Below are 22859 nucleotides of genomic sequence, written 5' to 3'. Positions count from 1 at the left end.
ACACTTCGATTGCATTCCGCACCGCTGAAAACATTCAATGCCGCCGTGTGCGCCATCGCCGTGGCACTTCTCGTGTCCGTCCTTGGCCTTCCAGCGACTGCCCGCGCCGAAGACGAGCTTATAGATTCTGGGCACGTGGATGCCTTCTATGTCTCCGCGCCGGGTGGTCAGCTGACGTTGTCGATGAAGGAAGACGTCACTGGTAGTGGCGTCATCAGGCCCGGTAACGATGTCACCCTCAAGGTGGCTGAGGAGGCATGGAGCGAGGCGACCGAGCGCATCGATGGCATCGGCACACCGACGTACTACCTCCCCCAGACCCAGGACAGCTCACTCCTGTGGCCGGGTTGGGATACGCAAGCGGCCCAATCTGCTGGATATAAGGACGTGAACTTCGAATTTGTTGAGGTCACCGGGCCCGGTGACATCTTCATCTTCGAAACCGCAGGCTTTGGCGATATTCAACCGGTCACGAACGCCGGCGAGCTCGACTTGGTATCCGGTGACGTCATCAATCAGGCTTACCCGGCGCACCGACACGTCAATTGGGCGTTTAGCGAACCGGGTACGTACACCATGACTGTTCAGGCTGAATCCAACGGCGACACGAGTAATCAGGTCACCTATACCTGGGACGTCGGCGACGGCGAAGCCGCTCCCCAGGATTCCGGGGACGAGGAATCCAGCGTCGATGATGGCACTGACGGTGCCGACGATGACCACGAGGCAGCGCAAGGTGCCGCCTCCCCTGAGCAACCTGCTTCCTCCAACTCCGGCTCACGCTCTCACGCTGGAAGCACCGGAGCCGGAAGCCATGGAGGCGCTGCCCGCGGTTCGGCCCCCGCTGCCGGTGCCAAAAACACCAAACAACAGGCCCACAACAAGGAGCGTAAAGACCGCACAGCTCGCGGGGAAAGGAAGGAGCGCAAGCCTTCTCACCGATCCGCCGAAACTGCGGACGGGGAGAATGTGGACACGGTGGCTGCGGCCGGCTACTACGACAGTGGGCAAAACCTGTTGCCGTGGGGCATCGGCATCCTCGGCCTGGGAATGCTTGTGCTGGGCCTGGCGCTAGCGCGCCTCGCGCTGCTGAAGGGCCGCGACTGATGCCTCGGAAAGTACGCACTCGGATGGCGTGCACCGCGATTCTTTCCGCCATCTCTCTCGGCGCCTCAGCGCTGAGTGGCTGCGCGAGCACTGCCAGCGGAGACGATGCAAAGGTGAAGGTGGTGGCGACGACACCGATACTGGGGGACGTCGCCAAGCATGTGGCCGGACATGACGCCACGGTGACGACCCTGATCCCCGCGGGAAAGGATCCCCATACCTTTGAACCGAGCCTGCGCTCGGTGCGGGACATCGCAAACGCAGACGTACTGCTGTCCAACGGGTTTCTTCTCGAGCCACAGAATCTGCTGAAGTCCATGAAGGAGTCGTCGGATGTGCCCGTCACCGAAGTGGCGGATCAGGCCTCCACGCGTGGAGCGAAGCTGGTCCCGCTGGTGGAGAACATCGCGCTCGACGCCGTGTGGCTGGGGTTGCGCGTGCGCAACGCGCCCCCGGGGACCTCAAGCGTCGACCTGCGCCTGATCGACGCAGAAGGCCCGGGCGATGCCGCCGCCTACGTGGTCTCTACATTCGGTACGCCAGAGGTCCTTTTTAACACCGCCGATGGGATAGATCCGCGCGAGGATTCCACGACGCTGCCAGCCAACGCCCACACGCACGTGTCCTGGGCTTTTAGCAGGCCCGGTATCTACAGGATGAGTTTTGGCGCTCACGATGGCTCCCCGCAAGAATTCACAGTGGCCGTCGGCGTTAGCGCACCTGAGGGGATGCACGAGCTCGATGCGGGCCACGTGGATATCACCGCTGACATGGCTACAGGAAAACTCGACTTGGAGGACCAAGGCGAGCGTTTTGATCCGAAGACCACGGTGTTGCGCGTCCCTAACTCCGCGCTGCAGGAGATCCCGCCGGATCCCTCCTACCGTTTCTTAGGCCGTCCAGGCGATGAAACCTATCTCCTGCCGCAGGCGGTGTTAGGAAAGCACATTCACGGTGAGGTGGACCCGCACCTGTGGCATAACGCCGCTAACGTTGTCAGTTTTACCGAGGTCATCGCTGAACAGCTTGCCCAGGCGGACCCCTCGCACGGCGCGGATTACCGCGCCCGCGCACAGGACTACATCACGCAGTTGCGGGAAACCGATGCCGAAGTAAGACGGCTCATCTCCTCCATCCCGGAGCGCAACCGCCACCTGGTTACGCCGCATCACGGTTATGCCTACTTGGAGCAAGGCTACGGCATTGATATTGCGGGCTTCGTTACTCCGAACCCGGCCATCGAGCCCTCGCCGCGCGATGTCATCGCTCTGCGCCGCACCTTGGAGAACCTCCAGCTTCCCGCCGTATTCGTAGAACCAACGCAACAAGCCAGCGCGGATGTCATCCGGGAAGCCGCCGATTCCCTCGGGGTGGCTGTATGCCCGATTTACGGCGACACGCTTGATGACGCCGTTCCGACGTATCTCGACCTCGTGCGCTTCAACGCGCACTCACTCAACCGCTGTCTCAGCAACACAACAAAGGAATCTCATGTCTAAACTCACCATCCGAACCGTCACTATGCCGCTTGCGACAGCACTTACCGCCGCGGCCTTGGCTTTCGCACCGGCAGCTGCCTTCGCCGGCGATCTCGCCCAGGTGGTCAGCTCTAACGAAGAGGTAGCCGCGCCTGGAACGGCTGCCACCATCGATCACGGGCACGTCGACCTAGGGCTCCTGCTCTCCGAAGGAAAAGCAGAGTTCCTCGCTCGCGATGATTCGGCTGAAACACCCGTGTGGCGCCAGCCCGAGGATGTGGTCTTTCAGGTGGGTGACAACGCCCTGTTGACTCTGCCGGAGGACAAGGCATTCTCCTTCGTTGGCGCAGAACCTGGCTCGCAGGTGTGGGTCGTACCGCAAACGGAGCAGGCTGACGTTCCGTGGTTGGGCTGGAATACCCAAGCTCCCTCATTGGCAGACAATGTTGAGCGAGGAGTGACCATGGAGTTCCTCGGGCACCAAGGCCCGGGTGAGTTCTCCCTCTTCCTGCAAAACGGCGGCTTCGAAGAACCTCAGCTGCTGTGGTCTACAGCAACCGGGGACTCAGAAGGCTTCTGGGTGGACTTGGGCACTCATACCCACGCCAATTGGGTGTTCACCGAGCCCGGCATTCACCAGATCCGGGTCCGCATGAGCGGCGAGGGCGCAGGAGAAAGCGCCGGAAAAGAGGTTGCTGCCGAAGCCACCTTGACCTTCGCTGTGGGCGATGACGCCGACGTTGCGCAAGCACAGGCCGTGGAATGGGACCCGAATGCCGAGTCCTCCGCCACGTCCGGCTCTATGTCGGCATCGGTGCCGACGTGGATCTTGGTGCTCGCGGGCGTAGGCGTCCTTGTGCTCATCGGTGCCATCATCGCGGTCGTGCGCGCGAAGGGTGGGCGGCGTGGCTAATCCCTTCATTACGGTAAATGATCTGTCCGTATCGCTGTCCGGCCGCCGCGTCATCGACGGGGCAAGCTTTTCTGTTAACCCTGGCGAGTTTATCGGCCTCCTCGGCCCGAACGGCGCTGGCAAAACCACGCTCATGCGCGCTGTCTTAGGCCTCGTGCCCTTTACCGGGACCATCGACGTGACCACCTCGCTTGGCTATGTCCCGCAGCGCCACGACGTGGAATGGGACTTCCCCATCAGCGTGGCCAAGGCGGTGCTGAGTGGGCGCACTGGACTAGTGGGGTGGTTCCGGCGCCCAGGGCGCCTCGATAAGGAGGCCGCACGGCGCGCCATCGAGCTGACCAACCTGGAAGAATTCGCACGGCGTCCTATAGCCCAACTTTCCGGCGGGCAACGCCAGCGCGTCCTCATCGCCCGCGCCTTAGCCTGCGAACCAGAGGTGCTGCTTCTCGACGAACCTTTCACCGGACTCGACGCCCCCAATACCGAAGAGCTCTTGCTTCTCTTTGACAAGCTCACTACGGATGGCACCAGCGTTGTCATGTCCACGCACAACCTCTCAGAGGCCGTGCATTCCTGCTCACGGCTTGTGCTCTTCAACCGGGGCATCATCGCTGACGGCCCGGCGGAAACCTTGCGCTTAACCCCGCAGCCCTGGAGCACCACCTTCGGGGTCTCAGCCTCCTCGCCCCTGCTCTCCGCGATTGGGGTGGCGGCATGATCGACATCTCGCTAGTTGAGTTCTTCCAAGACCTCACCAACCCGCACTTGGACTTCCTCGCCCGCGCAGTAGGGATCTCCCTTCTCGCCGCAATCGTGTGCGGCGTGGTGGGGTGCTACGTCGTGCTGCGTGGAATGGCCTTCATCGGCGATGCAGTGTCCCACGCAGTGTTCCCGGGACTGGCCATCGCCTTCGCACTTCACGGGTCAGTACTGCTGGGCGGCGCCGTGGCGGGTTGCGCGGTGGCCGTGCTCATCGCGTGCTTCTCCCAGCGGCGAACTGTGCGCGAAGATTCCGTCATCGGCATCTTCTTTGCCGCTTCCTTTGCGCTCGGCATGGTGATCATCTCGCGCGTGGAGGGTTACACGGCCTCGCTCACCAGCTTTCTTTTCGGCTCGCTGACGGGTGTCTCCCACGCTGATCTCTACACCGCGTTCACCGTCTCGGTGCTTATCGTGGCCACAGTATTGCTCCTCGGCCCCCAGCTCACAGCCACCTGCCTAGACAAAGAGACTGCCCGTGCCATGGGGCTTCCCGTCTTTGTTCTAGACATCGTGCTTTACCTTTGCGTCACGGGCGCGGTGGTTATCTCCGTGGGAACCATCGGCAACGTCCTCGTCCTGGCCCTCCTCATCACCCCAGCCGCGACCGCCAGGCTGCTCTGTGACTCGCTGGGGTCAATGATGGTCGCCTCCGCGGTGATCGGTTCGCTGGGCAGCTTCTTCGGAATCTACCTTGCATGGGCCATCGATCTTCCCGCCGGCGCAACCATCGTTCTGCTGCTCACCGCCTTCTTCCTTGTGGCGTGGGCACTCTCCCCTCTACTGCATTCCCGCCGCGACGCGGCATCCACCTCGCAATCACACACCTCGAAGGAGACCTTGTCCGCATGAACTCTTTTCATATGACACGTATGAGCTTCCGCCCGCTTACCCTGACCGCTGTCGCTGCACTAGCTCTCAGCACACCGCCGTTGGTGGCCGCTGCACCGCCAGCCCTCGCCGAAGAGCACGCGAGCGAGGCCTCCTGCGATGCCGACTCCCTGCACGCCTTTACCCGTGGACACCAAGACCTAGCATTGGTCGGAGATTCCGGAAACCTCTCCTTCTTGGCCCGCGATGACGAGTCAGGCAAGGACTACACCTCCGGCGAGTTTTACGTGGAGGTGGGCAGCAACGCCGCCTTTGAAGAATCCGCAGGCAACGACATCCCATCGAAAGGCTGGCAGATTCCCCAAACCCAGAACCCGGATATCCCGTGGGTTGGATTCAACACCAGCTACCTCGACGAGGCTGCGGCAGCCGACGCCACCCTTTCCTTAACGCTGCACGCCGCGCCGGACGGCGGGCGCATGGTGGGTTTCCAGAACTCTGTGGGTGCTGAACCCACCGTGCTCTTTGATTCAGATAACCCGGATATCACTTGGGACTACCCCGATCACTTCCACAGCCACACCGGGATAATCTTCACCGAACCGGGAGCATACGCCGCTACCTTCACGTTCACGCTCAACGATGGCTCCGAGCACTCCATCGACGTACCGTTCTTGGTCGGCGACGCCGATGCCTCCGACATCTGCGAATTGGAGTGGGACTCCAGCGAAGGCGACAATGCTGGCTCGGGCAGCCCGAAGAACCGGCCGCAGCAACTGGCCAAGGACATCAATGACACCTCCAAGTCCATCGCACAGTTGGATAAGACTATGGACAAAACACTCAAGGAGGCAGATACCCTCCTCAACGGTGGAAAGCCCTCCGAAACAAGTCGGGCTCAGGATTCGCGGCACTCCACGCGTCCGAGTGCACGCAGTAAAGCACAACCGGGAACATCACCAACGTCTAAAGAGCCCAGTACTGAACGCCCAGCTGATGGCCAGCGCTCAGTGTCGCAGTCCCAGAACTCGGCACAGAACGGTGTAGCCCACACAGCGCAAGGACAGAGAGATTCGGCACACCGTGGGGCGTCGCAAAGCACTGCTTCCCCGGGAGAAAAAGGCTCCACGCGCAACACCGCTGCCAACCGGGAACGCGGCGCAAAGCAGGAAGCACAGCAACAGCACTCTGCGTCCGACTCCAACGAAGACTATGCTGACGCCGAAAACATCCAGGCCATGAGCTATGGAGCCCCGATGGTCGGCTTCTGGGCAGGCTTCCTCGCAGGCATGGGCTCCCTGGCCCTGCTACTTGGTATCGGGCTGTTTGTTGCCGTGCAGTTCTTCCGCCCGCGCAATCGCGACTAGCACCTCGATACCGGTCATATCACAAAAGCAAGGGATCTGGTTTCGGCGCTAGCAGCGGAAGGAACTAGAGTTATTCCTTATGTGTGAAAACAGACCCTCTACCGCCCCCGACTTCCTCCTGTCCCGCGCGACGGGGTCTGTGCGTACCCAAGGTTCAACCACCACCTTTAGCGCTGTCGATGATGCAGTGTCCGCACTACGTGCCGGCAGCGCGCCCATGGTCGTCGGCGCACTTCCCTTTCACAAGGGTGATCCAGCTGCGCTCACCGTGCCGCGCAGCATCATTCGTGAGGACGGGCCTCTTGAGCCCCATGCCTACTACCGCAGCGGCAAGCTCAATGCGCGCGTGACCGGTTTTGATCCGGAGCCGGAAGAGCACCTGCGCCGCATTGAGGCCGCCATCGCTACGATCGAAGCCTCCAAACTGGACAAGGTGGTTCTTGCTCGCGCCGTTGACATTGAGTTCAATGCTCCGGTGGATCCGCTTCTCGTGGCCGCGCGGTTGATCGATCTATCCTCGCACCGCGATGGCTTCATCGCCGACCTGTCACCGGCGGGACGCCCAGGATCTATGCTCGTGGGCTCCTCCCCGGAAGTGTTGATTAAGAAGCAAGGCTCAACGGTTACGGCCTTCCCCCTAGCTGGCTCGGCGCCCCGCCAGACCGATAAAGCACGCGATATCAAGGCCGGTCAAGACCTCCAAAACTCAGGCAAGGATCTGCGCGAGCATGCCTTCGTCGTGGACCACATCCGCCGGATCTTGCAGCCGCTGTGCAGTACTCTCGACGCCCCCACCACCCCGCAGCTGACCTCCACGAACGAGATGTGGCATCTGGGGACCCCGATTGCGGGAACACTGAAGGATTCGAATTTCACGGCACTCGAACTGGCCGAGCTGGTCTACCCCACCCCCGCTATCTGCGGTACCCCCACGGAAGCCGCGCAAGCGCTGATCGAAACCGCCGAAGCCGACCGCGGCTTCTACGCCGGTGCAGTGGGCTGGTGCGATGACTCCGGCGATGGCGAGTACATGGTGGCCATCCGCTGCGCCGAAGTAGCCGGCGATGGACTCTCCGCCCGCGCGTGGGCGGGCGGCGGAATCGTCGTGGATTCCGACCCGACGGCCGAGCTTCAGGAAACCACGGCGAAGTTGCGTACCATTCTCAAAGCACTCGGCCTCTAAAGCGGCCTTTAGGCGCGCTCAATCGGGTTGGTCAGGCTGCCCACGCCGGGGATCTCAATTTCGATGGTATCGCCCGGCACCATCGGCGCCGTACCAGCCGGGGAACCTGTGGTGATGACATCGCCGGGCAGAAGCGTGTACGACTGCGAGATCTCCGCGATGATGCCGCCCATCTTCACGATCATCTGGTCGGTGTTGGAATCCTGCTTTTGCTCGCGCTTGCCATCGTGGGTCAGGTAAGCGTTGATCTTCTGGTCATCAAGGTCGATGCAGTCCAGGTCCGTCTCAATCCACGGGCCCAGCGGGCAGAAGGTGTCAATGCCCTTCGCACGTGCCCACTGGCCATCCTGGAACTGCAGGTCGCGCGAAGAAACGTCGTTGCAGATGGTGTAGCCAACGACGTGATCCCGCCACTTCTCCGGATCAATATTCTTCGAGACCTTTGAGATCACCACCGCGAGCTCTCCCTCGAACTCCACGTTGGTGGCGAACTCCGGGATCTTGATGGGGGCACCAGGGCCAATGACCGCGGTGGAGGGCTTAATAAAGATCGTCGGCGGCAGGTGCTCCGCGGATTCCTTGAAGACCTCAGCCACGTGGTCGGCGTAGTTTCGGCCAAGCGCCACGACCTTGGTGGGCAGGGTCGGCGCCAGCAAGCGCACCTCGCTCAGCGGCCACTCGCGGCCAGTTGGCTCCGGCGGGGTAAACGGGGTGCCGGAGATTTCCTTGGCCACCAGCTGGTCAAGCGGGGCGTCGGCGGGGCCATCAATGATGGCGAAACAAATACCTTCGGTGTGAGCAATTCGTCCTAAACGCATGACGGCCATACTACTCGCAAGGGTTTTTCACTCGCGTTCAGGGGCTAGGTGTAAAGCTTGCAAAGAACGCGATGATACTGCAGGCGTCCAACTTGTGGTACAACGCCCGCTCGGCCGCCTAGCGCTTGGCGACGTCCCCCAAGGTCACCGCCCGCGTGCTCCCCCGCAGTGCTAGATATAGCTCAGCGCAGGCCAAAGCATCACTCAGCGCATTGTGATTGCCATAGCGTGGCAAACCGTATCTCGCGCGAACTCGGGGAAGCCGCAGGTCCTCGCCGCGCGGATAAGTGCCCATGCGTTCCATGTGGCGCCGCTCGATAGCAAAGGTATCAACCACGCTCAGCCGAGGGACCTGACCAAATATCTCTTTGGAAGCCGCTTCTATGAAGCCCACCTCCACAGGCGCGAAGTGAGCGAGTAGCGCTCGGCCGTTCAGGGCCTTTCGCAACTGCTTCATCGCCACTTCGCGTTCCTCGCCGGCATCGACTTTGTCTTGGGTGAGCAAATGGACATGTGCATCTTCGGCCACCTTCGCGCCGCGCACCACGGTATAGCCGGCGCCAGATAAGTCGATAACACCGCCGTTCACCGGTACCCACCCGATAGAAACAATCTTTCCTGTGCGCGGATCAAGACTCGTGGTCTCCATATCTACGGCGAGTAGCCCTAGCTCTTCGAGCGGGGTACTTCGTGCGGGCGCGCCCCAATCCGCGCGGCGGCTCCACCGGCTCCACATCTAGATACTCCTCACCGGGTACTTGGTGGCAAGCGCGTTCTGCATGGATTTGATCGCACGGAAAGCATCGCGCAGGTGCTCGCGATCCATCCGCCCCAAGCTCTTGGGGTCAATGTGGTAATCCGGCTTGTGCCCTTCCCGCAACTGTCGGGCCTGGTGCTCGAAGGAAAGGGATCGGAGGTAGTCGAAGGCGTCGAGAAGCTCCTGTGCACCGCGGCGGCTCACCGCGTTCCCGGCGGCTTCGCTTAGGCGCTGGCGGGTGTCCACAACCGTGGAGCCGGATGCTAAGGCAAAGAGCCGGGCCATCTGGACAATACCCGCGGTACCTCCCTTTTTGATGTCGAGGGTATGTGCATAGTCGCCATCGCGCTCCACCACGAGTCCGCGGAAGAGCGTCAGTGGCGGCTCGCGGCGCGCGGCCAGGCTAGCCAGGTGGGCGTGCAGGCGCGTCGCACCCTTGCCCATCTCCACGGCGGCAGTGTGGACCTCGAGGGCCAGCTCCTCGCTTCCGTAGAGTACGCGGAAGTCGAAGAAAATCTGGGCGTTGAGCAGCGCCTCCGGTTGGGGGTCCCGGATCCATTTGCGGAAGGTGTCGATCCATTGGGAGCGCGTCATCCGCCACTCGGCGTTCATGGCCATCATGTCACCTGGGCACAGAGCCTGACCGGCGGCGGCAAGGCCCTGGCACACGAAGGTACTAAACCGTGCGAAATACTCGCCGTGCGCGTTGGCATCATAATCATCCGCGAGGACGAGCGCATTATCTTGATCTGAGGCCAGCGCCATCTCGCGCCGCCCCTGCGAACCCACGGCCACGAAGGCATACTCCACTGGCGGAGGACCCAGTTCTTCCTCGGCGAGGGTGCACAGACGGCGCGCTACCGCATCGGCGGCCAGCGTGACCAGGCTGGACGCTTCCGCCGGCGTAGAGCCGCGTTCCACGAAACGCCCGGCAAGAAGCGTGGCTTCGCTGAAGGCTTCACTAAGCTCAGCGGCATTGGCGCGCCGCGAGAGATCTGCTGCGAGGTAGACCGGATCATTGTAGAGCAGCCGCGTGATGTCCGATTGCGTGACTATTCCCTGTAGGCTGCCTTCTTTAACCACCGGCAGGTGGTGGATTCCGCGCTCGGCCATGTGCAAGAGTGCTTCCATGGCCGGGGCATCCGCCGACACCGTGAGGGGCTGAGGCGTCATGATCTCCCCCACCGATTCAGCAGGGTCGCGCTCCGCGGCGAGCACGCGGGTGCGCAGATCACGGTCGGTCACAATGCCGGCAAGATGCTTGGCTGAATCTGAACCCGGTGTAACAACGAGCAGTGAGGACACACCGCGGTCCGTCATCAGCATCGCGGCTTCACGGATGGTAGTGGCAGCCGGCGCAGTCAGTATGTCGGCGCGAATGAGCTCTCGCAGCGGCGTGCGTAAAACGTCGGTCGAAGTGGATTCAGAAAGCTCGCGCGCTGCGGCGCGGATCTGGCGCGATTGCGCTGAAAAGAATCGCCCAATGTCGGGGTTCCGGCGGGACAACTCGCTGAAGTCCTCCTGCGCCAGGGTGAAGACGAGGCTGTCCTCCACCGCGACCATCTCATAAGCGGAGTGAGGCTCCCCCTGCAGCGTGGAATAGCCAAAGGTGAGGCCGGATTCGCGGCGGTCTAGCAGCATGCCGTCCTCCCCCAGCACATCAATCGCGCCGGTGCGGATGATGTGCAGGTTGGCATTTTCTTGCCCCAGCTTGATGGGGATATCCCCTCGGCGCAGGTAGATCATGCTCAACTGTGAGGACAGCGCGTTAAGCTCTTCCTCCGGCAAGTGGGAGAAAGGCTCATTCTTGGCCAGGAAGCTGGTGACCTCGTCTATTTCGACGCTCATGCGCCAACCATACAGGGCTAGGCGCTGAGCGCGGAGGCGATTCGATCACCAATTTCGGTGGTGCGCGCTTGTGCGTCGCCGCGAGAGGAGACGTCGGCAGCCACGGCCTCTTCGATGCGCACGGCGTTCTCCTCATCCCCGAGGTGGCGCAACAGCATGGCCGCCGACAGGATAGCCGCGGTGGGATCCGCGATGCCCTTGCCTGCGATATCCGGCGCGGAGCCGTGGACCGGCTCGAACATGGAGGGGTTAGCGCCGGAGGCATCGATGTTGCCGGAGGCAGCCAGACCAATACCGCCGGTGACTGCTCCCGCCAAGTCGGTCAGGATGTCGCCGAAGAGGTTGTCGGTCACGATGACGTCATAGCGCGCTGGGTCGGTGACCATGTAGATCGTTGCGGCATCGATGTGGTTGTAATCTACGGTGACCTCGGGGAATTCCTTCGCAACCTCGTCCACCGTGCGCTGCCAGAGGCCACCGGCGTTAACAAGGACATTGGTCTTGTGCACCAAAGTCACGTGCTTGCGGCGGCCCAGCGCACGCTGAAAGGCATTACGCACCACGCGTTCAACGCCGAAGCGCGTGTTCTGGGAGACCTCCGAGGCCACCTCGTGTTCAGTACCTTCGCGCAGCGTGCCGCCGTTTCCACAGTACAGACCTTCGGTGCCCTCACGGACAACGACGAAGTCGATATCGCCTGGGTTTGCCAGCGGAGAGGTGGACGTCGGGTACAGCTTGGAGGGGCGCAGGTTGACGTGATGGTCCAGGGCGAAACGCATCTTCAGCAGCAAGCCGCGCTCGAGCACTCCGGGCGGAACCTCACCGGGCGCACCAATGGCGCCGAGCAGGATGGCGTCGTGTTCGCGCAGGGAGGCCAGGTCGGCGTCGGTAAGCAGCTCCCCGTTGCGCAGGTAGCGTCGTGCACCAAGGTCATAGTCCGTAACCTCAACGTCCTGGCGTACCGCGCGCAGGACCTTGAGTGCTTCCGCGGTTACCTCGGGACCGATTCCATCGCCGCCAATCACTGCCAGTTTCATTTTGTGGGATTCCTTTCTCACATATTGGATACTTGCGAGAGTACCACTCTCTCTGCCTTGAGGGCGGCGAAACCCCCGCAAAGAACCGTTCTCGGTCCTTCACGGGGGCTGGGATGAAAGGTTTAGCTGTCCAGACTAGGCATCCAAATCAAGCTGGCGGCAGGTAGCACCCAGCGCCGCGTTGATTTCCTCGACAAGCTCTTCCGGTACCTCGCGCTCAACTCGCAAGATAAGGACTGCATCGGAGACATCCTTGCCCTGGGTCAATGCAGCCGCCACGATATTGATGCCGGCAGCGCCAAGCTTCGTACCCACAGTGCCCAAGGCACCCGGGGCATCCTTGTAGGAGAAGAAGAGGTTGCGGCCCGTAGCGCGCATATCGACGCCACGGCCATTGATGCGGATGATCTTTTCGACGCCGTCGATGCCAGTCAGGGCACCAGTGAGCTGCGATACCAAGCCGTCGGGGCCGATGACCTTAACCCTCACGGAGGAGCGGTGCCCCTTCGATTCCACATTGGTCTTGACGTCCACGCTCACGCCGCGGCTTTCGGCAATCTGCATTGCGTTCACAAAAGTAACGGTCTCCGAGACCACGCCAGAAAACAGCCCGCGAACAGCGGACAAACCAAGAGCCGAAACATCCTCGTTGGCCAGCTCGCCGCAAGCCTCAACCTCGACGGCAACCGGCGCAGCGTCCAACAGGTTGCCTGCGACGAGGCCCAGCTTGCGCGTCAGATCCAACCAGCCGGCAACCTCTTCGCCGACCCGGCCGCCTTCGACGTTGACGGCATCGGCGACGAATTCGCCGGCCAGTGCCTTGAGCACGGAGGCGGCCACATCGGTACCCGCGCGGTCCTGAGCCTCGACCGTAGACGCGCCAAGGTGCGGGGATACGGTAACTTGCGGAAGCTCGAAGAGCGGGGAATCCGTGCACGGCTCGGAGGCATAAACATCGAAGCCGGCGCCGCGGTGGTGACCGGATTTGATCGAAACAGCCAAGGCTGCCTCATCGACCAAGCCGCCGCGGGCGGCGTTAATGATGATCTGCCCCTTCTTGGCCTTCGCTAGGAGCTCGGCGTCAAACATGCCGGCGGTCTCCGGGGTCTTGGGCAGGTGAATGGTCACGAAGTCAGCGCGAGACATGAGTTCCTCAAGGGGCACCAATTCCACGCCCAGTGCTGCCGCACGGGCCGGGTTGGCATAAGGGTCGTGCGCGATGACAGTGGTCTCAAATGCCAGCAGGCGCTGGGCAAAGAGCTGGCCGATGTGACCGAAACCCACGATGCCGATGGTCTTGCCGTATACCTCAACACCCTTGAAGGAGGAGCGCTTCCACTCACCTTGGCGCAGGGACTGATCCGCCGCCGGAACCTGGCGTGCGGTGGCGAGAAGCAGCGCGATCGCCTGCTCGCAGGCGGAGTGGATGTTGGAGGTCGGCGCGTTGACAACCATGACGCCACGCTCGGTGGCAGCGGGGATATCAACGTTGTCCAAGCCGACGCCGGCACGCCCCACAATCTTCAGGTTCTTCGCTGCGGTCAACACCTCCGCGTCCACGGTCGTAGCGGAGCGGACGAGGAGGGCGTCTGCCTCCGGCACCGCGGCAAGCAGCTCCGCGCGGTTGGGGCCGTCAACCCAGCGGACCTCAACTGTGTCCCCGAGAGCATCGACGGTGGATTCTGCAAGCTTATCGGCGATAAGTACGACCGGCTTCGACATAACTTCCTTCACTAGTCTGAAATGTGGATGCCGAGAAGTGTAGTTTATTCTTTCCAGCCCTGAGCGATTTTATGCGTGAATTCTGTCACTGAACCGAATTCCGGTCCGAGGGCCACGATCGGGCCATCCGCCAACCCCGCAGTAATCGCCGCGCCGGCTTTCGTCGCCGTCGGATCCGGTTGCGCCATCACGAACACCGTACCGCCATACGCGGTGGCGTTCACCACGTTTGCTAAAGGGCTGTCCTTCGTCGCCACGATCACAGGCGCCATCTGCGCATCACGGCGCGCCTGGGCAGGAATCGCTGGCATCTTTTCCTTAGTAAGGTGCTGCGGCAGGGGTTCCCACGCGGCCTTCAACTCCGTCTTGGTCGAAGAATCTAGGCGCGTGATGCTGTCCACCATGCGTTCGCGATTCACCACCACCTTGGATTCAAAGCGGAATGCGGTGTACTCCCCCAGCGCCTTGGTGTTTCCCGGATCGTGCACCACTTCGCGTTCGCCATTGTGGCTAGCCCATGGGACATCCCCGATGACGAGGATCTGGTCAACGTCAAGGTCGGTAAGCAGCTGCGAGATTTGCGGGCGAATCGATGAATCGTAGGTCACCATTGGCACGCGCTGCGATACGCTCAGCGTCGCGGCCCGCAGGGCAGCGGCATCTGAGTCTTCGGCCAAGATCAGCGTATTGCTTTCCTTGAAGAACAAGCGCGCGGAGTCAATTCCCCAGCGGTCCTCAACCACCGTAACCTCGTTGGCGAATTGCGGGTCAATAAGCCGCAGACGGTTTTCTTCGCTCGCGCGGGCTAGGTCAATCTCCGCCTCAGGGCGGGCGGTAATGTCCTGCGTCAGGATTGGCTCACCGCGCCCAAGCGAGGAACAGCCCACGGCCGCAAGCGCGCTCATGCCCAGCAGCAGCGCTACAGGCACGGCCCGCAGCGCGCCCGACGACGACACCTTAACGTGCAAAGGCCTGCGGGCCCTCTTCGCCGCCGGAAAGGTTCGCCTCATCCACGTCGCGCACAACCTTCTTGTTGAGCGCGTATTCAACGATGCCCACGAAACGCTCGCGGCGATCGGCGAAGAACTGATGCGCAGTCTTCGCGGTCAGCAGCTCCGGCTCCAGGTCGTGGGAGGCCAGCACGCTGTCGAACTCGGCGTCTTCCATGATTGACTTCGACTGCACGCGCGGCAGGTAGCGTTCCGGCGAGTGCCCGTCGAGGACAACTTCTGTGCGCTTGCCCATCGGCGTGCGGTTGAGCACGGAGTTGGCCAGCACACCGCTGACGCCGTGGCGCTCACACCAACGAAGCGGGAAGACCGGGAAGAAGCCTGGTTGCAGCTCCTCGAAGCTGTGGCGGTTGAACGGGCGGCCGGTCCGCCAGTCCTTCGCGCCGCGTGCCATAAGCAAAGCATAGAGGCCGTGCCACACCCCGTCGTGCTCCCCCACAGACAACAAGCGGGACTCGCGGAAGGAGGCATCGCGCACAGTCTTCGGAACATCCTCGGTCTCACCCGCGACCCACGCGGTGACCTCATCGACATCACGCGCAGCGCGCAGCCTCACTGCAGAAGAGCCATAAAGCTCACCAAAGACGCCGCTCCAGAACCACTGGTTGAGGCGGTCCCATGCGTCCTGGCTGGACAGCACGCCCTTCTTTTCTGCCAGGCGCGCAAGGATGACAGCCAGCGGAATGATCTGCTCGGAATAAGGCACCTGCTCAAGGGAGAGAATGCAGCGCTCGGCCAAGAACTCAGCGACCTCACGGAAAGTAATCACCAGGGTTTGCGAGGCCTTGCGGTACTCATTCAGTGACAGCTGCAAGATATCTTCGCGCTGGCCGCCAGCGTTCCCCTTCTCCCCGGACACCAGCAGCGATACTGCCGAAAGGAACTCATTGCGGCCGATGCCGTCGAGCGCGGGGAAGGCACGCAGCTGCTTCTCGACGCCTGCCCAGTCCTCCGCAAGGTGAAAGTCCGGATCTTCAGAAGCAAAGACAGCCGTCAGGAGATCGAAGACGTCCATCTGCAAACCGGCCGAGTTAGCCTGAGCGAAAATGGAGCCAATTCCCGAGCTCGCCGTCTCGCGCGAGAGGCGAATCATCGGTACCGTGTAGCCGGACAGGGGCCGTAGAATCCGGTTATTGAAGGCAGCGACGACGTCACGGGTGGCGCCATCGTTAGCACCAGCAAGCTCGAAGAGCATGCTGGTGCCTTCCTCACTCAGCAACGCCGAAACCGGGATGCAGCACGCCTGTACTGCGGCCTCGCGACTATCCAAGGTGCCCTCGATGTCCGGCGCGAAGTGGGAGCGCAGTTCGCCGTGCTGGTTGATGGCGAAGACAGCTTCATCCGGCATGATGTCCTCGGAGGTAGCTTTGCGCAGGTCCACGAAGTACTTGCGGGAGACTTTCTTGGAGCGGAAATCGGTGGTATCCACAAAGCCTTCACCGCGGAAGCAGTGATACAGGGTGGTGAGCCTCTGTTGCCCATCGAGCAGGAGCAGGCCGGGGTTCACCCCCGTGTTAGGCGCGCCCGCGAGAGGCCGTGGCCGAAAGCGCATGGCTTCATTGCGGGTATCCAAGGCCATGAATGCACCGAGCGGGTAGCCGCGAAGGACGGTGACGATCAGCGATCGAATTCGGTCTTCATCCCAGGCATAGGAGCGCTGGAAATCGGGCAGCTGAATATCACCACGATCGATGCGAGCGAAAAGGTCATTAAGGTCATAGCTTGGCGTAGAGAAACCCATGGCCCCGAGCCTACAACTAAATGTGGGAATATGCCCGTTTATGTGCGCACATCACATCAAAAGGAAATCCCGCTGACCAGTGGTCAACGGGATTCTGTAGTCGAAGCGCAGTTTAGGCAGTTGCATCCAGCGGATTCTTGACCCAGCTCATGAGGTCACGCAGCTGGGAGCCGGTCTGCTCAATCGGGTGGGAGTTCACCTTGGCACGCAGCTCCTCCAGCTCCTTATTGCCGCCCTCTACGTTGGCGACGAGGCGCTTGACGAAGGTGCCGTCCTGAATATCAGTGAGGACATCCTTCATGCGTTCCTTCACGGAAGCGTCGATGACGCGCGGGCCGGAGAGGTAGCCACCGAACTCAGCGGTGTCGGAACAGGAGTAGTTCATGTTCTTGATGCCGCCCTCAACGATAAGGTCAACGATGAGCTTCAGCTCGTGGCAGACCTCGAAATAAGCCATCTCAGGCTCATAGCCAGCTTCAGTCAGGACCTCGAAGCCGTTCATGATCAGGTACTCCACGCCACCGCACAGGACCGCCTGCTCACCGAAGAGGTCGGTCTCAGTCTCATCCTTGAAGGTGGTTGGGATAACGCCGGCGCGGGCACCGCCGATGGCCGCAGCGTAGGACAGGGTCAGCTCGCGCCCCTCGCCCTTCGGATCCTGCTCGGTGGCGATCAGGCAGGGAACGCCCTTGCCGTCGACGAACTGGCGGCGAACCAGGTGGCCCGGGCCCTTCGGGGCAACCATGCCGATAGTGATGTTCTCCGCCGGCTTGATCAGGCCAAAGTGGATGTTGAGGCCGTGACCGAAGAGCAGCGCGTTGCCGTCCTCCAGGTTCGGTTCGATATCCTCTGTAAAGATCGCCGCCTGGGAGGTATCCGGTGCCAGCAGCATGATGACATCAGCCCACTTGGCGGCCTCAGCGTTGCTGAAAACCTTGAAGCCAGCCTCTTCAGCCTTCTCGCGGGACTTCGAGCCCTCGCGCAGGCCGATGGCGACCTCAACGCCGGAATCACGCAGGTTCATAGCGTGGGCGTGGCCCTGGGAGCCATAGCCGATGATGGCGACCTTGCGGCCCTGGATGATGGTCAGGTCTGCATCAGATTCGTACAGAGTCTCAATAGCCATGTTTGATGTTCCTTTTCTTTTTGGGTTCGTTCGCACTACGCATCCAGTAGTGTCTCGGTCTATTGAATTTGTATCACACTTTGAGACAGTTTGCCCACAATGTGAGATTTTATTTCGTCGGTGCCATTGCCTTCGGGCCGCGCCCCAGTGCGACGTTGCCAGATTGCACCAGTTCGCGGATACCGAAGGGCTCGAGGACGTCGAGAAGCGCCTGCAGCTTGCCCGGGGTACCGGTGGCCTCAACCACCACGGACTCCGGCGATACATCCACGATGCGTGCACGGAAGATGTTCACTGCATCGACCACCTGAGGACGGTTAGAGTTATCCGCGGCTACCTTCACCAGCATGATGGAGCGGGCAATCGTGTTTTCCTCCTCCAGCTCCACCACCTTGAGCACCGGGACGATTTTGTTGAGCTGCTTCGTCACCTGCTCGATGATGACCTCGGAGGCATCCACGACGATGGTCAGGCGGTTAATGCCCTCCGTCTCGGTCCGAGCGGACACCAGCGAGATGAGGTTATAGCCACGGCGGGTGAACATGCCGGTCACACGGGAGATGATGCCCTCAATATCCTGAACTCGAACGGAGAGGATGTGTCGGGTGATGTCGTCTTTAGCCATTGTTTTCGGCCTCCTCGAGAGATTCGTGGATGTCGGCCGGTTCCTCGGCCGCGGACTCATTGTCATCAAACAGCGGGCGCAGGCCCAGGGCGTACTGGATTTCCTCGTTAGAAGCCCCGCCGCCAATCATCGGCCACACCTGGGCATCCTGGCCCACGATGAAGTCAATGACCACTGGACGGTCATTAATTGAGCGCGCACGTTCAATCGCCGGGCCAATCTCTTCCGCCGTGGTGACGCGAATTGACTCGCAGCCCAAGGCTTCGCTGAGCTTGACAAAGTCCGGCACATACTCGTCGTGCTCGCGCAGCTTGGTATGGGAGTACTTGTTGTCATAGAAGAGCGTCTGCCACTGGCGCACCATGCCCAGGTTGCCGTTATTGATCACGGCAACCTTGATGGGAAAGCCTTCCACGGCCGCGGTGGTCAGCTCCTGGTTCGTCATCTGGAAGCAGCCATCGCCATCGATAGCCCAGACCTCTCGCTCCGGGCAGGCAGCCTTAGCCCCCAGCGCCGCGGGCACGGCGTAGCCCATCGTGCCGGCGCCACCGGAGTTGATCCAGCTGCGGGGGTGCTCGAAGTCGAGGAACTGCGCCGACCACATCTGGTGCTGGCCCACGCCCGCACAGTAGATAGCCTCCGGGCCAACGATGGAGCTGAGTTTTTGGATAACCTCTTGCGGGTTGAGCAGGCCATCTGACGTCGGCTCAAAGCCGCGCGGGAAGCGGCGCTGCATGTTCCCCAAATACTCCATCCACGGACCAATTCGCGGGGCATCCAACTCCGCATCATTGGCATAAGCCTTGGTCAGTCGCAAAAGCACCTCGCGGGCATCGCCCACGATGGGAACAGCCACCTCGCGGATTTTGCCGATCTCCGCCGGGTCAATGTCGGCATGGATCACCTCGGCGTGGGGAGCAAAGGTGTCCGTATCACCGGTCACGCGGTCGTCGAAGCGTGCGCCCACGGCGATGATAAGGTCCGCCCGCTGCAGGGCCGCGACCGCCGGCACCGTGCCGTGCATGCCGGGCATACCCATGTGCTGCGGGTGATTATCCGGGAAGGCACCGAGAGCCATAAGCGTGGTCACCACAGGGATTCCGGTCAGCTCCGCGAACTCGCGCAGCTCGCGGGAGGCCTCGGCCTTGATGACGCCGCCGCCAACGTAGAGCACCGGACGCTCGGCGCGCGCAATGCGCTGAACAGCCTGGGCAATCTGGCGCGGGTGCGGAGTAGTCGTGGGCTTGTACCCCGGTAGTTCCGGCATCTTTGGGCCCGAATATTCCATAAAAGCGTTCTGCACGTCCTTCGGAATATCCACGAGCACAGGCCCTGGGCGCCCAGTGGCGGCGAGGTGGAAGGCGGCCGCGATCGCCCCGGGGATATCTTCTGCCTTGGTGACGATGAAGTTGTGTTTCGTAATCGGCATCGTCACGCCGCGGATATCGGCTTCCTGGAAGGCATCGGTGCCCAGCAGGGAGCTGCCCACCTGGCCCGTGATTGCCACGACGGGAATCGAGTCCAGGTTGGCGTCTGCCAGCGGGGTCACCAGGTTGGTCGCCCCCGGGCCGGAGGTAGCAATCATGACGCCGACCTTTCCGGATGCTTGGGCGTAGCCTTCGGCTGCATGGCCGGCCCCCTGCTCGTGGCGGGTGAGCACGTGGCGCAGCTTCGTGGATTCAAAGAGGGCGTCGTACAGCGGAAGCACGGCGCCACCCGGAATGCCGAAGACAAGCTCGGTGCCGAGATCTTCGAGGGTGCGGACAATGGCGTGTGCGCCCGTGATGCGCTCGGGCGCCCGCTGTGGCGGTGTGGAAGCTGTCACGGTTGATGTGCTCCTTCAGTGGGGGTGGGTGGTGAAGAGATCATCCAACGACTAACGCCCCCGTCTTTCCTTCCTGGGTGTGAAGGTAACGGGGGCGCTTGCTGGTCGACGTCACTTGTGGACTCGCTACGGCTCGCGCCGCCCGGGTACTACTACGAGGTGAAGTCGAATAATGATCATGGGCTAAACTGTACACTGATAGAAACACCACCGCTGGCATTTACCCCCATTTTTGGGATCTTTTTCTCATTTTGCGAGATTGCACAGGTGGGGCGGTTCGCCACCGCGCCGCACAGTCAATTACGATGGCCCACTATGACGTCCTCACACCCGCAGAACGCATCAACTCGTGTCGAACACCCCACGGCCGAAACGTTCAAACCCACCCGCGAACATCTCCTCGGCATTGGCATCCTCGCCGCCATTGCTTTTCTCAGCATTGGCTGGGCCCCGAAGTACCTCTTCTGGGTCCTCATCTTCCCGGTGCTGGCCATCTGGTGGGTTCTACGCGCACGCACCACCGTTGACGGCAAGGGCATCCACATCACCTATGGCTTCCGCAGCCCCAAGAACATCGCGTGGGGCGACTTCAAGGGAATCGGCTTCCAGCGCTCGCGGGCCTACGCCCGCACCACAAGCGGCAACAACTTCAACCTGCCGGGAGTAACTTTCAACTCCCTCCCCCGCCTTGCCGCCGCTTCCAATGGACGCATCCCCGACGCACTGACTGCAGGCCGCGACGCCGCCGACGACAAGGTCATCATCGTCCACCGCGATGGCCAGCAAGTCCTCCTCACCAAGGAGGAATACGCCGAGTACCTCAAGAAACACCCCGAACTTAAGGACTAACCATGTACCCGCTCCGCTCCAAAGTCACGACTGTTGGCCGCCAGGCATCCGGTGCGCGCGCACTATGGCGCGCTACCGGCTCCAAGGAGAGTGACTTTGGCAAGCCAATCGTCGCTATTGCCAACTCCTTTACCCAGTTCGTCCCCGGCCACGTCCACCTCAAGAACGTCGGTGACATCGTGGCCGATGCCGTGCGCGAAGCCGGCGGTGTGCCCAAGGAATTCAATACCATTGCCGTCGACGATGGCATCGCCATGGGCCACAGCGGCATGCTGTACTCCCTGCCTTCGCGTGAGATCATCTCCGATTCCATCGAGTACATGGTCAACGCCCACACTGCCGACGCCCTAGTGTGCATCTCCAACTGCGACAAGATCACCCCGGGTATGTTGAACGCCGCGCTGCGCCTCAACATCCCCACCATCTTCGTCTCCGGCGGCCCGATGGAGGCCGGCAAGGCCGTTGTTGTCGATGGCGTGGCGCACGCGCCGACGGATCTGATTACGGCGATCACGGCGTCGGCCAGCGATGCCGTCTCCGACGAGGGCCTGGCTCAGGTAGAGGAATCCGCCTGCCCCACCTGTGGCTCCTGCTCCGGCATGTTCACCGCCAACTCCATGAACTGCCTCACCGAGGCGCTCGGACTCGCGCTGCCAGGCAACGGCACCACGCTGGCCACCCACAGCGCTCGCCGCGATCTCTTTGAGAAGGCCGGCCGCACCATCGTCGAGATGTGCCAGCGCTACTACGGCGAAGAGGATGACGCTGTCCTCCCCCGCTCGATAGCCACTAAGGACGCTTTCACCAATGCTATGGCCTTGGATATGGCCATGGGTGGTTCGACCAACACCATCCTCCACACGCTGGCCGCCGCGCAGGAGGGCGAGGTGGACTTCACGCTGGAGGATATCAACGAGATTTCCTACCGCGTGCCTTGCCTGTCCAAGGTGGCGCCCAACGGCACCTACCACATCGAGGACGTGCACCGCGCCGGCGGCATCCCCGCCATTCTGGGCGAGCTGCGTCGCGCCGGCCACTTGAACCTCAAGGTCCATACCGCGCTCTACGACAACGCCGAGGAGTGGCTCGACGAGTGGGATATCCGCGGTGGCAAGGCTACCGACGCTGCCCGCGAGCTCTTCTTCGCCGCACCTGGCGGCGTGCGCACCACCGAGCCTTTCAGCCAATCCAATCGCTGGGATGAGCTCGACACGGACGCTACCAATGGCTGCATCCACGACGCCGAGCATGCCTTCTCCTCCGACGGCGGCCTCGTTGTCCTGCGCGGCAACCTTGCCCCCAACGGAGCCATCGTCAAGGCCGCCGGTGTTGAAGAGGAACTGTGGACCTTTACCGGCCCAGCTCGCGTGGTGGAATCCCAGGAAGAAGCTGTCTCCATCATCCTCAAGAAGGAAGTCCAGCCTGGCGATGTCATCGTCATCCGCTACGAGGGTCCCGCGGGCGGTCCCGGCATGCAGGAGATGCTGCACCCGACTTCCTTCCTCAAGGGCTCCGGCTTGGGCAAGGCCTGCGCCTTGATTACCGATGGCCGCTTCTCCGGCGGCACCTCCGGCCTGTCCATCGGCCACATCTCCCCCGAGGCTGCCCACGGCGGCCTCATCGGCCTAGTGGAAAACGGGGATCCCATCACCATCAACATCCGCGAGCGCCAGCTCACCCTCGACGTGGAGGACGACGTCTTGGAGCGCCGCCGCGCCACCGAGGAGCAGCGCGAGAAGCCCTGGAGGCCGAAGGACCGTAATCGCCCGGTCACCAAGGCACTGCGCGCCTACGCCAACATGGCCACGTCCGCTGACCGTGGTGCGGTGCGCATGGTGGATGGCTACGTCAATTAGAGTA

General features: G+C 61.9%; 19 protein-coding genes. 9 read left to right on the top strand and 10 right to left on the bottom strand.

What is annotated here, in order from left to right:
* The first annotated feature begins 9 nt into the window (after positions 1-9).
* The 7 genes from ACUY3D_RS03120 (at position 10) to ACUY3D_RS03090 (ending at position 7641) form a co-directional block, all read left to right on the top strand.
* On the top strand, positions 10-1107 hold the full coding sequence (locus tag ACUY3D_RS03120) for a choice-of-anchor M domain-containing protein (RefSeq protein ID WP_232748520.1): 1098 nt from the start codon (positions 10-12) through the stop codon (positions 1105-1107).
* The gene (locus ACUY3D_RS03115) at positions 1107-2606 is read left to right on the top strand and encodes an anchored repeat ABC transporter, substrate-binding protein (protein WP_269948211.1); all 1500 of its coding nucleotides are present in this window, start codon (positions 1107-1109) and stop codon (positions 2604-2606) included. Before ACUY3D_RS03120 ends, ACUY3D_RS03115 begins: the two co-directional genes overlap by 1 nt.
* Entirely contained in the window at positions 2599-3498 is a 900-nt protein-coding gene (locus ACUY3D_RS03110; RefSeq protein WP_269948210.1) for a choice-of-anchor M domain-containing protein, read from the top strand. The genes ACUY3D_RS03115 and ACUY3D_RS03110 overlap by 8 nt, the downstream gene beginning before the upstream one ends.
* Entirely contained in the window at positions 3491-4219 is a 729-nt protein-coding gene (locus ACUY3D_RS03105) for an anchored repeat-type ABC transporter ATP-binding subunit (protein ID WP_070683074.1), read from the top strand. The genes ACUY3D_RS03110 and ACUY3D_RS03105 overlap by 8 nt, the downstream gene beginning before the upstream one ends.
* Positions 4216-5112 carry an anchored repeat-type ABC transporter permease subunit gene (locus ACUY3D_RS03100; protein ID WP_167595670.1) on the top strand — a complete coding sequence of 299 codons (897 nt, stop codon included), beginning with the start codon at positions 4216-4218 and terminating at the stop codon, positions 5110-5112. Before ACUY3D_RS03105 ends, ACUY3D_RS03100 begins: the two co-directional genes overlap by 4 nt.
* Positions 5109-6458, top strand: a complete 1350-nt coding sequence (locus ACUY3D_RS03095; RefSeq protein ID WP_269948209.1) for a choice-of-anchor M domain-containing protein — start codon at positions 5109-5111, stop codon at positions 6456-6458. Before ACUY3D_RS03100 ends, ACUY3D_RS03095 begins: the two co-directional genes overlap by 4 nt.
* A gap of 79 nt (positions 6459-6537) precedes the next feature.
* On the top strand, positions 6538-7641 hold the full coding sequence (locus ACUY3D_RS03090; protein WP_070524411.1) for an isochorismate synthase: 1104 nt from the start codon (positions 6538-6540) through the stop codon (positions 7639-7641).
* Between the two features lie 8 nt (positions 7642-7649).
* On the opposite strand, the gene ACUY3D_RS03085 is transcribed toward ACUY3D_RS03090, so the two are convergent.
* From ACUY3D_RS03085 to ACUY3D_RS03040, 10 genes are all read right to left on the bottom strand, one after another.
* The gene (locus ACUY3D_RS03085) at positions 7650-8459 is read right to left on the bottom strand and encodes a fumarylacetoacetate hydrolase family protein (RefSeq protein ID WP_185963178.1); all 810 of its coding nucleotides are present in this window, start codon (positions 8457-8459) and stop codon (positions 7650-7652) included.
* Positions 8460-8577: 118 nt separating this feature from the next.
* Positions 8578-9195: a 3'-5' exonuclease gene (locus ACUY3D_RS03080; protein WP_269948208.1), complete on the bottom strand. Its 618-nt coding sequence runs from the start codon at positions 9193-9195 to the stop codon at positions 8578-8580.
* Complete coding sequence (locus ACUY3D_RS03075; RefSeq protein ID WP_101736417.1) at positions 9196-11064, bottom strand: DUF294 nucleotidyltransferase-like domain-containing protein; 1869 nt, start codon at positions 11062-11064, stop codon at positions 9196-9198.
* Between the two features lie 17 nt (positions 11065-11081).
* Entirely contained in the window at positions 11082-12101 is a 1020-nt protein-coding gene (locus tag ACUY3D_RS03070) for a 3-isopropylmalate dehydrogenase (protein WP_269948207.1), read from the bottom strand.
* Positions 12102-12236: 135 nt separating this feature from the next.
* On the bottom strand, positions 12237-13823 hold the full coding sequence (gene serA / locus ACUY3D_RS03065; RefSeq protein WP_269948206.1) for a phosphoglycerate dehydrogenase: 1587 nt from the start codon (positions 13821-13823) through the stop codon (positions 12237-12239).
* 44 nt (positions 13824-13867) lie between these two features.
* Entirely contained in the window at positions 13868-14752 is an 885-nt protein-coding gene (locus ACUY3D_RS03060; RefSeq protein ID WP_118790712.1) for a hypothetical protein, read from the bottom strand.
* Between the two features lie 28 nt (positions 14753-14780).
* The gene (locus ACUY3D_RS03055; RefSeq protein ID WP_269948205.1) at positions 14781-16574 is read right to left on the bottom strand and encodes a GmrSD restriction endonuclease domain-containing protein; all 1794 of its coding nucleotides are present in this window, start codon (positions 16572-16574) and stop codon (positions 14781-14783) included.
* A gap of 112 nt (positions 16575-16686) precedes the next feature.
* Positions 16687-17700, bottom strand: a complete 1014-nt coding sequence (gene ilvC / locus ACUY3D_RS03050; RefSeq protein WP_269948204.1) for a ketol-acid reductoisomerase — start codon at positions 17698-17700, stop codon at positions 16687-16689.
* 109 nt (positions 17701-17809) lie between these two features.
* Positions 17810-18325 (bottom strand): acetolactate synthase small subunit, encoded by a 516-nt coding sequence (gene ilvN / locus ACUY3D_RS03045; protein ID WP_070528612.1) that lies wholly within the window; start codon positions 18323-18325, stop codon positions 17810-17812.
* Complete coding sequence (locus ACUY3D_RS03040; protein WP_269948203.1) at positions 18318-20150, bottom strand: acetolactate synthase large subunit; 1833 nt, start codon at positions 20148-20150, stop codon at positions 18318-18320. Before ACUY3D_RS03040 ends, ilvN begins: the two co-directional genes overlap by 8 nt.
* A 315-nt stretch (positions 20151-20465) precedes the next feature.
* Between ACUY3D_RS03040 and ACUY3D_RS03035 the strand changes: the two genes are divergently transcribed.
* On the top strand, positions 20466-20999 hold the full coding sequence (locus ACUY3D_RS03035; protein WP_269948202.1) for a PH domain-containing protein: 534 nt from the start codon (positions 20466-20468) through the stop codon (positions 20997-20999).
* 2 nt (positions 21000-21001) lie between these two features.
* Positions 21002-22855, top strand: coding sequence for a dihydroxy-acid dehydratase (ilvD, locus tag ACUY3D_RS03030; protein ID WP_070708438.1), 1854 nt, complete (start codon positions 21002-21004; stop codon positions 22853-22855).
* Positions 22856-22859: the final 4 nt, after the last annotated feature.

The sequence above is a fragment of the Corynebacterium guaraldiae genome (genome assembly GCF_053480195.1).
This window is presented reverse-complemented; position numbering and strand designations above follow the sequence as displayed.

Excerpts from the sequence above, each read along its gene's own strand:
- serA (WP_269948206.1), bottom strand. The coding sequence starts at position 13,823 with ATGTCGAAGCCGGTCGTACTTATCGCCGATAAGCTTGCAGAATCCACC.
- ACUY3D_RS03085 (WP_185963178.1), bottom strand. The coding sequence starts at position 8,459 with ATGCGTTTAGGACGAATTGCTCACACCGAAGGTATTTGTTTCGCCATC.
- ACUY3D_RS03095 (WP_269948209.1), top strand. The coding sequence starts at position 5,109 with ATGAACTCTTTTCATATGACACGTATGAGCTTCCGCCCGCTTACCCTG.
- ACUY3D_RS03055 (WP_269948205.1), bottom strand. The coding sequence starts at position 16,574 with ATGGGTTTCTCTACGCCAAGCTATGACCTTAATGACCTTTTCGCTCGC.
- ACUY3D_RS03090 (WP_070524411.1), top strand. The coding sequence starts at position 6,538 with ATGTGTGAAAACAGACCCTCTACCGCCCCCGACTTCCTCCTGTCCCGC.
- ACUY3D_RS03100 (WP_167595670.1), top strand. The coding sequence starts at position 4,216 with ATGATCGACATCTCGCTAGTTGAGTTCTTCCAAGACCTCACCAACCCG.
- ACUY3D_RS03110 (WP_269948210.1), top strand. The coding sequence starts at position 2,599 with ATGTCTAAACTCACCATCCGAACCGTCACTATGCCGCTTGCGACAGCA.
- ACUY3D_RS03080 (WP_269948208.1), bottom strand. The coding sequence starts at position 9,195 with ATGTGGAGCCGGTGGAGCCGCCGCGCGGATTGGGGCGCGCCCGCACGA.
- ACUY3D_RS03075 (WP_101736417.1), bottom strand. The coding sequence starts at position 11,064 with ATGAGCGTCGAAATAGACGAGGTCACCAGCTTCCTGGCCAAGAATGAG.
- ACUY3D_RS03070 (WP_269948207.1), bottom strand. The coding sequence starts at position 12,101 with ATGAAACTGGCAGTGATTGGCGGCGATGGAATCGGTCCCGAGGTAACC.
- ilvN (WP_070528612.1), bottom strand. The coding sequence starts at position 18,325 with ATGGCTAAAGACGACATCACCCGACACATCCTCTCCGTTCGAGTTCAG.
- ACUY3D_RS03115 (WP_269948211.1), top strand. The coding sequence starts at position 1,107 with ATGCCTCGGAAAGTACGCACTCGGATGGCGTGCACCGCGATTCTTTCC.
- ilvC (WP_269948204.1), bottom strand. The coding sequence starts at position 17,700 with ATGGCTATTGAGACTCTGTACGAATCTGATGCAGACCTGACCATCATC.
- ilvD (WP_070708438.1), top strand. The coding sequence starts at position 21,002 with ATGTACCCGCTCCGCTCCAAAGTCACGACTGTTGGCCGCCAGGCATCC.
- ACUY3D_RS03035 (WP_269948202.1), top strand. The coding sequence starts at position 20,466 with ATGACGTCCTCACACCCGCAGAACGCATCAACTCGTGTCGAACACCCC.